Annotated in this window: 13 protein-coding genes; 10 read left to right on the top strand and 3 right to left on the bottom strand. The window is 68.2% G+C overall.

Annotated features, from left to right (window positions below; genetic code table 11):
- Nucleotides 1–47 precede the first annotated feature (47 nt).
- The 4 genes from RKE40_RS18375 to RKE40_RS18360 all read left to right on the top strand — a co-directional run bounded on the left by RKE40_RS18375 (nt 48) and on the right by RKE40_RS18360 (nt 4483).
- Nucleotides 48–257 (top strand): hypothetical protein, encoded by a 210-nt coding sequence (locus RKE40_RS18375; RefSeq protein WP_066476671.1) that lies wholly within the window; start codon nt 48–50, stop codon nt 255–257.
- Between the two features lie 125 nt (nt 258–382).
- Entirely contained in the window at nt 383–1504 is a 1122-nt protein-coding gene (locus tag RKE40_RS18370) for an anhydro-N-acetylmuramic acid kinase (RefSeq protein WP_316019674.1), read from the top strand.
- A gap of 130 nt (nt 1505–1634) precedes the next feature.
- Nucleotides 1635–3797: a protein-disulfide reductase DsbD family protein gene (locus RKE40_RS18365; protein ID WP_316019673.1), complete on the top strand. Its 2163-nt coding sequence runs from the start codon at nt 1635–1637 to the stop codon at nt 3795–3797.
- Between the two features lie 47 nt (nt 3798–3844).
- A complete protein-coding gene (locus RKE40_RS18360) occupies nt 3845–4483 on the top strand; it encodes a redoxin domain-containing protein (protein WP_316019672.1) in 639 nt (212 codons plus the stop codon).
- Between the two features lie 25 nt (nt 4484–4508).
- Here RKE40_RS18360 and ubiB read toward each other — a convergent pair whose 3' ends face one another.
- A complete protein-coding gene (gene ubiB, locus RKE40_RS18355; protein ID WP_316019671.1) occupies nt 4509–6065 on the bottom strand; it encodes a 2-polyprenylphenol 6-hydroxylase in 1557 nt (518 codons plus the stop codon).
- Nucleotides 6066–6210: 145 nt separating this feature from the next.
- Nucleotides 6211–6972: a bifunctional demethylmenaquinone methyltransferase/2-methoxy-6-polyprenyl-1,4-benzoquinol methylase UbiE gene (ubiE, locus tag RKE40_RS18350; protein ID WP_316019670.1), complete on the bottom strand. Its 762-nt coding sequence runs from the start codon at nt 6970–6972 to the stop codon at nt 6211–6213.
- A gap of 96 nt (nt 6973–7068) precedes the next feature.
- Here ubiE and mutM point away from each other — a divergent pair, with 96 nt between their 5' ends.
- The gene (gene mutM / locus RKE40_RS18345) at nt 7069–7959 is read left to right on the top strand and encodes a bifunctional DNA-formamidopyrimidine glycosylase/DNA-(apurinic or apyrimidinic site) lyase (RefSeq protein WP_316019669.1); all 891 of its coding nucleotides are present in this window, start codon (nt 7069–7071) and stop codon (nt 7957–7959) included.
- A gap of 27 nt (nt 7960–7986) precedes the next feature.
- Here the strand turns inward: mutM and RKE40_RS18340 are convergent, their stop codons facing one another.
- Nucleotides 7987–8460: an SRPBCC family protein gene (locus tag RKE40_RS18340; RefSeq protein WP_316019668.1), complete on the bottom strand. Its 474-nt coding sequence runs from the start codon at nt 8458–8460 to the stop codon at nt 7987–7989.
- A 180-nt stretch (nt 8461–8640) separates the two neighbouring features.
- Here RKE40_RS18340 and RKE40_RS18335 point away from each other — a divergent pair, with 180 nt between their 5' ends.
- From RKE40_RS18335 to RKE40_RS18315, 5 genes are all read left to right on the top strand, one after another.
- Nucleotides 8641–9414: an enoyl-CoA hydratase gene (locus RKE40_RS18335; RefSeq protein ID WP_291635720.1), complete on the top strand. Its 774-nt coding sequence runs from the start codon at nt 8641–8643 to the stop codon at nt 9412–9414.
- Between the two features lie 152 nt (nt 9415–9566).
- Nucleotides 9567–10568, top strand: a complete 1002-nt coding sequence (locus RKE40_RS18330; protein ID WP_316019667.1) for a threo-3-hydroxy-L-aspartate ammonia-lyase — start codon at nt 9567–9569, stop codon at nt 10566–10568.
- The gene (locus tag RKE40_RS18325; protein WP_316019666.1) at nt 10565–10960 is read left to right on the top strand and encodes a RidA family protein; all 396 of its coding nucleotides are present in this window, start codon (nt 10565–10567) and stop codon (nt 10958–10960) included. The genes RKE40_RS18330 and RKE40_RS18325 overlap by 4 nt, the downstream gene beginning before the upstream one ends.
- Nucleotides 10961–11134: 174 nt before the next feature.
- Nucleotides 11135–11401: a 30S ribosomal protein S20 gene (gene rpsT, locus RKE40_RS18320; protein WP_316019665.1), complete on the top strand. Its 267-nt coding sequence runs from the start codon at nt 11135–11137 to the stop codon at nt 11399–11401.
- 782 nt (nt 11402–12183) lie between these two features.
- Nucleotides 12184–12564, top strand: a 381-nt coding sequence (locus tag RKE40_RS18315; protein ID WP_316019664.1) for a DnaA N-terminal domain-containing protein, incomplete at its 3' end; no start/stop codon positions are given.

Below are 12564 nucleotides of genomic sequence, written 5' to 3'. Positions count from 1 at the left end.
CCGGACGACACTGTTGCGAGCGATTCGTTGCAGTCCGTGAGAGCGTTATGGGTCAAGTTCTTCAGTTCCGTCCGTTGAAGCCGGTCGTCGCCGAAAGCGATGGCGACGCGCTCGACCTGTTGTCGGCGATCGACTTCGCGCTGCGCGACCTCAAGGACATCGCCCCGCATATCCTGCATGAAGGCGCCCGCGAGCAGGCAAGGCAGTGCCAGCAGATGCTGCAGGACGCCTTCGACGCGGCCCTGATGGTCGGCTGAAGGCCGATCGAACGGTACGGGCCGCCGCTCATCTCAACGCGGCCCGGCCGGAAGGCGCCGCCGCTGGCGCAGGCCCGCCCCGTATGCGAACCATCGCGGCGAGCAGATTCGCGGGAGAAGGCCGGATGCAGCCGCTTTGGGCCATCGGATTGATGACCGGCACCGTCCTCGACGGCAATATCGACATCGCCGCGATCCGCAGCGATGGGCAGACGGTCACCGAATTCGGCCCCTGGCGGCTCGCCCCCTATGCCGCCGAGGTGCGCGAATTGCTGGCGCAGGCAGTCGAGGCCGCTTTGTCCTGGCGCTTCGAAGGGCCAGAGCCGCAGATATTCGCCGAGGCGACGCGCGCCCTGACCGTGGCTCAGTCGGATGCCGTCGCGCAATTCCTCGCCGAAGAAGGCATCGCCGCGAGCGAGGTTTCCGCGGTCGGCTTCCACGGCCAGACCGTGCTGCACCGTGCGCCGACATCGGCGCGCAAGGGCGATACGCGCCAGCTCGGCGACGGCGCGTTGATGGCGCAGCGGCTCGGCATCGACGTCGTCTACGACCTGCGCAGCGCCGATGTCCGCGCGGGCGGACAGGGCGCGCCACTGGCCGCGAGCTATCACGCGGCGCTGCTTCGTGGCCTCGGTGCCGGCAGCGAGACCGCCGTGCTCAATCTCGGCGGCGTCGGCAATCTCAGCGCCATCGATGCCGAGGGGCAGATCGTCGCCTTCGATACCGGGCCGGGCAACGCACCGCTCAACGACTGGATCGTCAGACACGGCAAGGGCGAGATGGACCGGGACGGCGCCTTTGCCGCAGCCGGCAGCGTCGACGAGCCGAGGCTCGCCCGGTTGCTCGAACACCCCTATCTCTTGGCGCCCTATCCGAAATCGCTCGACCGGCACGATTTCACCGCCGCGATGGCCGACGGGCTCTCCTTCGCAGATGGCGCGGCGACGCTGACCGCCTTCACCGCCGGAACGGTCGGGCGCGGGCTCGATCTTCTACCGATCCGCCCGCAACGCCTCATCGTCTGCGGCGGCGGGCGCCGCAATCCGGCGATCATGGCCGCTCTGAATGCCCGCAGCGGCGCGCAGGCCATTCCCGCCGAGTCGGTGGGCTGGCGCGGCGACGCGATAGAAGCCGAGCTATTCGCCTTTCTCGCCATGCGGGCCAAGGCCGGACTGCCGATCAGCTTCCCGCTCACCACGGGCGTGCCCGAGCCGATGAGCGGCGGGCGGATCGCAAGAGGACGTTGACAGTAGCGGGCCGAGCGGCAGCAATGCTGACGCTCGTCTAGCCCGGCCGCGCCTTCCGGGCTGCGGCGTGGTGCCGCTCTCACCGGCTTGTCATTGGCAATCACGTGGGAAAGGGGGCATCAAAACCGCCATGTCTACGCTCGATATGCCTGCCCGGACCGGGTTCTCACTCCTCAAGCGCGCCGCGCTCGCCCTCGCCCTGCTGGCCCCGGCCACCGCATGGGCGGCGGAGTCGACGGCGGTGACCTCGCCGCGCGTCGTCGCCACCTTGCTGTCGAGCCGCGACGCGGTCGCGCCCGGCGAGCGCTTCCACCTCGCGCTGACGCAGAAGATCACCTCTGGCTGGCACACCTATTGGCGCAATCCCGGCGATTCCGGCGAGCCGACCAAGATCGACTGGCAGTTGCCGGAAGGCGCGAGCGCGGGCCCGATCCAGTGGCCGGCGCCCAAGGCGATCGCCTTCGAGCCCCTGGTCAATTTCGGCTTCGACGGCACCGTCCTGCTGCCGGTCGAGATCAGCGTGCCGGCCGACGCGAAGCCCGGCGAGCGCTTTGCCATCACCGCCAAGGCGACCTGGCTGGTCTGCGAGAAGATCTGCATCCCCGAAGAGGGTGTGCTGAGCCTCGATCTGCCCATCGCGGCCGAGCCGGTCATCGACAGCGCCGCGCAGGCGCGCATCGAGCGGACGCTGGCGGGGCTGCCGCAGGAGGCGCCGTTCCGCGCGAAGCTGACCGCGAACGGGCCGGACAAGATGACGCTCGCCATCCCCGAGCTGCCGGCCGGGATCAGCGACCTCCGCTATTTCCCGCTTTCCGACACGCTGATCGAGCACGCCGCCGCCCAGCCGGGCGAAGGCGGCACGCTGATCTTGTCCCGCTCCAGCGCCTTCCGGATCAGCGAGCCGAGCGTCGAGGGGGTCATCACCTACAGCCAGGGCGGAACAAAGCGCGCGCTGGCGCTCAGCGCCGATGTCGCGCCCGATCTGCTCGCGCAGGCGAGCGCGCCGCCTGCCCCGCCCGCTGCGGTCACGTTGCCGACCCTGCCGGCGCCGCCGGCCGAGGACCTGACGATCTGGGTCGCGCTGGCCTTCGCCTTCGCCGGAGGATTGATCCTCAACCTGATGCCCTGCGTGCTGCCGGTGCTGTTCATCAAGGCGCTCGGCTTCGCCCAGTCGGCACAGGCGAGCCGCTCCGAGGTGCGCGTGCACGGGCTCCTGTTCCTCGCCGGCGTGGTCGGGACCTTCATGGTGCTGGCGGGACTGGCGATCGCGCTCGGCGCCGGCTGGGGCTTCCAGCTGCAATCGCCGCCGCTCGTCATCCTGCTCGCGGTGCTGATGAGCCTGATCGGCTTCAACCTGCTCGGCGCCTTCGAGATCGGCGGCAAGGTCCAGGGTATCGGCGACGGGCTCGCCAGCCGCAGCGGGCCGGTCGGCGCCTTCATGACCGGAGCGCTCGCCGTGGTCGTGGCGACACCCTGCACAGCGCCCTTCATGGGGGCGGCGATGGGCTATGCCCTGACGCAGCCACCATCCGCGGCGCTGTCGATCTTCCTCGCGCTGGCGCTCGGCTTCGCCCTGCCGGTGGTGGCTCTCTCCTTCGCGCCCGGCCTGCAGCGGTTGCTGCCCAAGCCCGGGCCGTGGATGGTCGTGCTGAAGCAGGCCTTCGCCTTCCCGATGTTCGCGACCGCGATCTGGCTGGTCTGGGTCGCGACCATGCAGACGGGCGCGAACGGCGCGCTCGCCGCGCTGATCGCCATCCTGGTCGCCGGCTTCGCGGTCTGGCTGCTCGGCGTCACCCGCCGCCGCGCCATCGCCCTGCGGATCGTCGCGGCCGGCGCCGCCGCCCTGTTCGTCACCGCGACCGCGGCTTTCGTGATCGAAAGCGCCGTGCCGCCGAAGCAGCTGCCGGCCAGCGCCGGCGCCAGCGATGTCTGGTCGCCGGAGCGCGTCGCCGAATTGCAGGCGCAGGGCAAGCCGGTCTTCGTCAACTTCACCGCGGCCTGGTGCATCACCTGCCTCGCCAATGAGCGAGTCGCCCTCTCGCGGCAGGACGTCAAGGACGCGTTCGCCGCGCTCGGCGTCGTCTACCTCAAGGCCGATTGGACCAATCGCAACGCCACGATTGCCGCGGCGCTCGCCGACCATGGCCGCGCCGGCGTGCCGCTCTATCTGGTCTATCCCGGCAGCAAGGGCGCGCAGGCCGAGGTCCTGCCGCAATTGCTCACCACCGACATCGTGATCCGCGCCGCCGAACGCGCTGCAGGCCGGGAGGTCCAGACCGCCAGGAATCCGTGAGGGCCATCCGGGGCGACCGCATTTCAACCGGGAAGATGGAGACAGACATGAAAGCCGTGACCAGACAGACTTTCATCGCCGGCCTCGCCGTCACCGCAGTCTCGCTGGCCTCGGGCGCAGCGCTCGCCCAGGGCGCAGCGAAGCCGGGCGCGCCAGCCCCCGCCTTCTCGATCGTCGATGTCGACGGCAAGCCCCAAAAACTCTCCGACTATGCCGGCAAGACGGTGATCCTCGAATGGACCAACCATGACTGCCCCTATGTCCGTAAGCACTACAACAGCGCGACCATGCAGACGCTGCAGAAGGACATGGCCAAGGACGGCATCGTCTGGCTGTCGGTGATCTCCTCGCCCGTCGGCGAGCAGGGCCATGTCGATGCAGCCAAGGCCAAGGAGCTGACGAAGAGCCGCGATGCGGCGCCCGCCACCATCCTGCTCGATCCGAAGAGCGTGATGGCGCGCGCCTATGGCGCCCAGACCACGCCGCACATGTACATCATCGACCCGAAGGGCAAGCTCGCCTACGCCGGGGCGATCGACGACAAGCCCTCCGCCAGCGCCTCGAGCCTGACCGGCGCCAAAAGCTATGTCCGCCAGGCCGTGGCCGAGATGAAGGCCGGCAAGCCGGTCTCGGAACCCGCCACCAAGGCCTATGGCTGCGCCGTCAAATACGCGCCGGTGAGCTGAGCACCGGCCGCGCCCCGCCGGTCAGCTACCCCAGCACCGCATAGGCGAGCAGCCCAGCGATCAGCCAGAGCGCCCAGTTTCCCCAGCGATTGCGTGCGGCCTCCGCCCGGCCGATCGCCTGGACGCTGGCCTCGTCGAGCGAGAAGCCGTTGCGGGACGCGTCCTCGAGCTGGCCGAGCACCCGCTCAGCCCGGCCGACCGTCGCGGGCAGGTTCGCGAGGCTCGCGGCAAGCGTGTGCATGCCGCGCCCGACATCCTCGATCCTGCCGAGCGGGCCGAGATTGCGGGTGATCCATTCGCGCACCACCGGCTCGGCCGTGGTCCACATGTCGAGATGCGGATCGAGCGTGCGGGCAACGCCCTCGACCACCACCATGGTCTTCTGCAGCATGACGAGCTCGGTGCGCGTCGCCATGTCGAATAGGCCGGTGATCTCGAAGAGCAGGGTCAGCACCTTCGCCATCGATATCTCGTCGGCGCGCTTGTCGTGGATCGGCTCGCCGACGGCACGGATCGCCTGGGCGAAGTCGGCGACCGCGTGATGGCCGGGGACGTAGCCGGCCTCGAAATGCACCTCAGCGACGCGCTGGTAGTCGCGCGTGATGAAGCCGAGCAGGATCTCGGCAAGGAAGCGGCGCTCCTTGTGGCCGAGCCGGCCCATGATGCCGCCATCGACGGCGACGAGCCTGCCCTGCGCATCGACGAACAGGTTGCCCGGATGCATGTCGGCATGGAAAAAGCCGTCGCGGATCGCGTGGCGCAGGAAGGACTGGATGACATTCCGGCCGAGCGCCGGCAGGTCGTGGCCGGCGGCGCGCAGGGCCTCGACATCGGAGAGGCGGATGCCGTCGATCCACTCATCGACCAGCATTTCGCGGGCGGTCAGCTGCCAATCGGGCGCCGGCACGCGGAAATCCGTGTCCTCCTTGGTGTTCTCGGCGTATTCGGACAGCGCGGCCGCCTCCAGCCGCAGATCCATTTCCATGGTGACGGAGCGCGCAAGCGTCTCGACGATGGCGACGAAGCGCAGGCGCCGCGCCTCCGGCGAGCGCCGCTCGGCCAGTTCCGCACCGAAGCGCATGGCCGCAAGGTCGCGATGGAAGCGGTCGCGGATGCCGGGCCTCAGAATCTTGACCGCGACCTCGGAGCCGTCGCGCAGACGGGCGCGATGAACCTGGGCGATCGAGGCTGCGGCGACCGGCTCGCCGAACTCGGCGAAGATCGCCTCGACCGGCTTGTTATGGGCCGCCTCGATCGCGGCGCGCGCCTGCGCCATCGGGAAGGGCGCCATCCGGTCCTGCAGGGCCGAGAGGTCCTCGGCGATCTTCATGCCGACGACGTCCGGGCGCGTCGCCAGGAACTGCCCGAACTTGACATAGGACGGGCCGAGCCTCGTCAGCGCGGCGGCAAGCCGCGTCGCCGAGGAGCCGGCGCCCTTGCGCTCGATCAGCCGGCCGAGACCGATCAACCCGCGCGCCGCCGGCGGCAGCACCGAAGGGTCGACCAGGGCGAGCGCGCCCTCGCGGGCCAGCACGAAACCGACCCGCGCCGAGCGGGCGAGATGGGCGATGGCCGAGATCATGCGGCGGCGTACGTATCAGCCTTCCCCGTCATGCTCGGCCTTGTGCCGAGCATCCACGCCTTGCGGCGTGAAGGAAGGGAAGACGTGGATGGTCGGGACAAGCCCGACCATGACGGCGACAGGCCCATCATGTCAGAGACTAACGTCACAGCTTCCAGCCGGAATGCAGTGCCACCACCCCGCCGGTCATCGGGGTGAACGAGGCGCGCCGGAAACCGGCGGCCGCGATCATGTCGGCGAAGACCTGCGGACGCGGGAATTTGCGGATCGATTCGACGAGATACTGGTAGGGCTCGGCCTCGCCGGTCACCATCCTGCCCATGGGCGGGATGACGTTGAAGGAATAGGCCTCGTAGACCTTGTCGAGCAACGGCACGTCGACATGGGAGAATTCGAGGCAGAGGAAACGCCCGCCGCGCTTCAGGACGCGATAGGCCTCGCTCAGCGCCTTGTCGATGCGCGGCACGTTGCGGATGCCGAAGGCGATCGTATAGGCGTCGAAGGCATTGTCCGGCAGGGCGAGTTCCTCGGCATTGCCCTGGACGAAATGGATGCGGTCGTCGCCGGGAAAGCGCTTTTGGGCGCGCTCGCGGCCGACGGCGAGCATCTCGGCATTGATGTCGAGCACCGTGACCTCGGTCCGCGGCCCACCGGCCTCCAGCACCTTGAAGGCGACGTCGCCGGTGCCACCGGCCACGTCGAGATGGGCGAAAGCCCGGTCGCGCGGCGGCTTCAGCGTGGTGAGCAGCGCCTCCTTCCAGAGCCGGTGGAGGCCGGCCGACATCAGGTCGTTCATCAGGTCGTAGCGGCCTGCGACCTTGTGGAAGACGTCGTCGACCTTGGCCTGCTTCTCGGCGAGCGGCACGGTCTCGAAGCCGAAATGGGTTGAGTCGGAAGCTGCTGTCACGGCTGGGCTGCTCTTGTGGTTCGCTGCGGCGATGAATAGCGAATGCGACGGGCCTTGTCGCGGCCCGTCTCGACGCATGCTGAAGGGCGCAACGCCATGCCTGAACTTCCTGAGGTCGAAACCGTCAGGCGCGGGCTCGAACCCGCCATGCTCGGGCAGCGCTTCGCCCGGGTCGAGCAGAAGCGGCCGGATCTGCGCTTTCCCCTGCCCGAGCACTTCGCCGAGCGCCTGACCGGACGGCGGGTCGAGGCGCTGTCGCGGCGGGCGAAGTACCTGATCGCGGATCTCGACGATGGCGAGGCGCTGATCATGCATATGGGCATGAGCGGGCGCTTCATCGTCGAGGCTCCCGGCACGCCGCCCACGGAGCCGGGCGCCTATTACAACGAGATCGGCCGGCATCTCGTCCACGACCACGTCGTCTTCCATCTCGGGACCGGGGCGCGGGTCACCTATAACGACGTCCGCCGCTTCGGCTTCATGGATCTTCTGCCGCGCAGCGAGCTCGAGACCTGCAAACACTTCGCCGGCATGGGCATCGAGCCGCTCGGCAACGCGCTTTCGGGTGAACTGCTGGCAAATCTGTTCGCCGGCAAGGCCGCACCGCTGAAGGCCGCGTTGCTCGACCAGCGGCTCATTGCCGGCCTCGGCAACATCTATGTCTGCGAGGCGCTGTTCCGGGCCGGGCTGCACCCGGAGGCGGCGGCGGGAACGATCGCCACGCCGACCGGCAGACCGCGCGAGAAGGCCCATGCGCTGGCGCAGATCATCCGTGAGGTGCTCGAGGAGGCGATCGCCGCCGGCGGCTCGACCCTGCGCGACTTCGCCCATGCCGACGGCTCGCTCGGCTATTTCCAGCATCGCTTCAAGGTCTATGACCGCGAAGGCGAGCCCTGCGTCACGCCGGGTTGCGGCAAGCCCGTGCAGCGGCTGGTGCAGTCCGGCCGCTCGACCTTCTATTGCGAGAGCTGCCAGAAGCGGGGCTGAAGTCGTACGGTCACTTCGCCCCCTGGCTCAAGCCGTCTCGACGAAATGCGCGAGGTTCTCCAGGGTCGAGCGCAGCCCGACATCGTGATCCTGCTTGCTGATCCCGGCCGGCACGTTCTCGCAGTGGATCGTCACCTCGGTCCCGTCCCTGACGCCGACGAGCTGCCAGACCATGGTCATCGTGCCGGCGAAAGCCGGGTCGTCCGACGGAAAGGAAACCTCCCAGACGATGCGCTCGCACGGGACGAGGTCGAGGAACCGGCCCTCCGCGACATCGCTGTCCGCCGTCGCCTTGCCGGGCGCGCCGGCCGGATCGTCATAGGTCAGGACGATGCGGTAGCTCCCGCCGGCGTGCGGCTCGAAGTGCTCGACCCGCGCCTGCATGCCCTGCGGCGCCAGCCACCGCGCCAGCGAGGCCGCGTCGACGAAAGCGTTGTAGATCGCTCCGGGCGAGGCCCTGATCACCCGCGAAGCCGTGTCGGTTCTGGTACTGCCAGGCATGGACGCATTCCCGATGGGCGATGAGGCTAGCACGGCGACAATGCGAGAATGCGGCAGGAGATCGCCTTTCGCTTCGGCCTGCGCACGCCCCGCCCCATCCCGGCTTGCGCCGGCACGCATGGACTTGCGCCCCTCCCGCCCGCTAATGCTGGCCGCAACAGCAGCATCCGGGAGGCCGCCATGGCTTATGAGACCATTCTCGTCGAGGTTAAGGGCAAGGTCGGCGTGATCACGCTGAACCGGCCGCAGGCGCTGAACGCGCTGAACGGCCAGCTGATCGGCGAGGTCAACGCCGCCCTCGACGGCTTCGAGCGCGATCCCGGCATCGGCTGCACGGTCATCACCGGCTCGGAGAAGGCCTTCGCCGCCGGCGCCGACATCAAGGAGATGCAGGAGCGGACCTATCCGGGCACCTATCTCGACGACAAATTCGCCGATTGGGACCGGATCGGCCAGCGCCGCAAGCCGATCATCGCCGCGGTCGCGGGCTTTGCGCTCGGCGGCGGCTGCGAGCTCGCCATGATGGCCGATTTCATCATCGCCGCCGACAATGCCCGCTTCGGCCAGCCCGAGATCAACCTCGCCGTCATCCCCGGCGCCGGCGGCACCCAACGCCTGACCCATGCGATCGGCAAGGCGAAGGCGATGGATCTGTGCCTCACCGGCCGGATGATGGACGTGAACGAGGCCGAGCGTGCCGGGCTCGTCGCCCGCATCGTGCCGCTCGCCGATCTGATGACGGAAGCGCTGAAGGCGGCCGAGCAGATCGCCACGAAGTCGCTGCCTTCGGTGCTGACCGCCAAGGAAGCGGTGAACCGGGCCTTCGAGGTGACGCTGAACGAGGGACTGCGCTTCGAGCGCCGCGTCTTCTCGGCGCTGTTCGCGACGCAGGACCAGAAGGAAGGCATGGCCGCTTTCGCCGAGAAGCGGAAGCCGGAATTCAAGAACCTTTGAGGCAAGAACGCGAGACGAGCCGGCGCCCGCCCGGAACGAGGCCGGGCGGGCGACCGATCAGCCCCGTGCATGGCCGGCACGACATGGTTTGACTTGAAGCGCGCCGCCGCGGCGGACACGATGCGCGCCCAGAGCCAACGGGATTCCCTGCCATGACAACCGCCGCCAGCAGCCCCTCCAGCAACGGCATCGCGTTGCCGACCTATGCCGATGTCGAGGCGGCGGCGGAACGCATCCGTGGCGCCGCGCATCACACGCCGGCCCTGACCTCGCGCACCGCCAATGAGCGCACCGGCGCCAATCTCGTCTTCAAGGCCGAGAACCTGCAGCGCATGGGCGCCTTCAAGTTCCGCGGCGGCTACAACGCCATCGCCGCACTCTCGGCCGAACAGCGCAGGGCGGGCGTCCTGACCTATTCCTCCGGCAACCATGCCCAGGCCATCGCCTATGCCGGCAAGCTGCTCGGAGCGCCGACCACGATCATCATGCCGCAGGACGCGCCGGCGGCGAAGGTCGCCGCGACCCGGGGCTATGGTGCCGAAATCGTCTCCTATGACCGCTACAGCCAGGACCGGCTGGCGCTCGGCAGCAAGCTCGCCAGCGAGCGCGGCCTGACGCTGATCCCGCCCTATGACCACCCGGCGGTGATCGCCGGCCAGGGCACCGCGACCAAGGAGCTGATCGAGGATGCCGGCCAGTTCGATATCATCCTAGTCTGTCTCGGCGGCGGTGGCCTGCTCGCCGGCGCGCTGCTCGCGGCCAAGGCGCTCAATCCCGGCTGCCGGGTCTACGGGGTCGAGCCCGAGGCCGGCAATGACGGCCAGCAATCCCTGCGCAAGGGCGAGATCGTCAAGATCGACGTGCCCAAGACCATTGCCGACGGGGCGCAGACGCCCTTCCTCGGTGACTACACCTTCCCGATCATCCGCGATCTGGTCGAGGACATCGTCACCGTGCCGGATGCCGCCCTCGTCGCGGCCATGCGCTTCTTCGCCGAGCGCATGAAGCTCGTGGTCGAGCCAACCGGCTGCCTCGCCGCGGCCGCCGCCTTCACCGGCGCGGTGCCGGTCGAAGGCAAGCGCGTCGGCATCATCCTGAGCGGCGGCAATGTCGACCTCGCGAGCTTCGCGCGCTTCATCGGCGAGGGCGCGTGAGCGAGATAAAGACCATCCTCTCGCCGGAAGTCCCGGCGCCGGCGGGGCATTATTCCCAGGCCGTCGCCTACAAGGACCTGGTCTTCGTCTCCGGTCAGCTCGCCCCGCGCCCGGACGGCAGCCATACCGCAGCAGAGCCCTTCGGTGTGCAGGCGCGCCAGGCGCTGGCGAACCTGCTGGCGGTGCTCGCCGCCGCGGGTTCCGGACCGGGCGACGTGCTGAAGGTCACCGCCTATCTGGTCGGCGGCGGGCACTGGCCGGAGTTCAACGCGATCTATGCCGAGGTTTTCGGGGAGCACCGTCCGGCACGGGCCGTGGTGCCGGTTCCGGAGCTGCATTATGGCTATCTGATCGAGATCGAGGCCGTCGCAATCCGGCGCGGCGAGGGTTGACCGGCGCCGCCGCCATTTCCGCGTTGACGTGGCAGCCGGCAGCGATTATAGGCTCACGGATCGCGACGGCCTGCGACAGCAGGGCCGTCGCTCACGTTTTTCATGCAAGGGTTCGCGCTCCGCGTCACTTGGCAAGAAGCCCGGTGTCCGCCGCGACGAGGACGAGGACGAACGATGGCCAATACGACTTCGGCCAAGAAAGCCGCTCGCAAGATCGTGCGGCGCACCGAGGTGAACAAGGCGCGCCGCAGCCGCATGCGCACCTTCCTGCGCAAGGTCGAGGAGGCGATCGCCTCCGGCGACAAGGGCGCCGCCGCCGAGGCGCTGAAGGCCGCCCAGCCGGAGATCATGCGGGCCGCGCAGAAGGGCGTGGTCCACAAGAACACCGCCTCGCGCAAGGTTTCGCGCCTGGCCCATCGCGTGAGCGCGCTGGCTTCCTGAGCCGCGTTCCGCAGAGCGGTTTTTAGCGTGTTTCAACCCGGCCCTTCGGCCGGGTTTTTCTTTGGCCGGAACGCCTCCGCAAGACCCCGCCGGCGCAGATAAAAATCTCGGCCACCGTGGCGATTCCGCAATCTTTCCATCACCTTCCGGGCTTGACTCCACCGCGGTTTTCCGGGCGGAAAAACCGCTCGTAACGCATTTTTGACCGCGCAAAATTAGGCCATATTTTTCATCACCTTAGCAGGCAAAGCAATCGCCGCCAGGGATTCCCGAGGCTTCCCGCGGCGGCTTTCGAGGGCTCGGAAAAAAAAGATTCGCGGCCCTCGCAACCGCCCAGCTGTAAAGAAAAGCTTAACTTCCCCAACCTATTGCAGGCGGTCTGCCGGTGGGGCAGCAGCCGGGGCTTCCCGACTGAATCCCGATAGCCGGCAGAGGGGGATATTGCCCCCGTCCGAGGGCTCCCTATAAGGTCCTCTCATCGCCGGGCGGACAGAGATGTCGGACCGGGATTTCCAAAGATCGAAACTCGTTTTGGCTTACAACCAGAGAGGTTGGAGGGATGCGGCTCTTTGTCTTGCTACGTTATACTTGTTGAGATGAAGAACGGTTTCGTCCTGCGACGAGCCCGCTACTCCTAAGCCGACGACCAACATTGGCACGATCCGAGCCTTCGGCCTGTCCGGGGGACGTGGATTCTTTGCTTTCACCAAAATCAGTGCGGCCGACCGGCTTTGCCGGTCGGGTGACGCCGCGCGAAACCGATTGAACAGGGCGATAGAAAAATGCTGGAGCAGATCGAGACTGGCGATTTTGTCGATGTTGCGTCGGGTCCGTCTGTTGCGAAACTGGGTTTGGCCAAAGGCGCGGCTGCTGCCGCGGAGAAGGAGAGCTGGGACCGCGTGCGCCGCCGCCTGCGCGCCGAGCTCGGCGAGGACGTGTTCTCGAGCTGGTTCGCCCGTGTCGAGATCTGCGCGGTGGTCGAGGGCGTTGCCCATCTCACCGTTCCCACCCGGTTCCTGAAGAGCTGGCTCGAGGCCCATTACGCGGAACGCCTGCGGGCTCACTGCATGGCCGAGCTCGACGCTCCCCATGGCGTCTCGCTGAGCGTTCGCCAGGTGGCGCGTGACGGCGCCGAGCCCCGCGCGGAAGGCCCCGCCCAGCGC

Origin of the sequence: Allobosea rubneri, from assembly GCF_032464875.1 — a bacterium.
Lineage (GTDB): Bacteria > Pseudomonadota > Alphaproteobacteria > Rhizobiales > Beijerinckiaceae > Allobosea > Allobosea rubneri.
The sequence above is the reverse complement of the archived record's forward strand: the minus strand, read 5'-3'. Positions and strand labels throughout refer to the sequence as shown.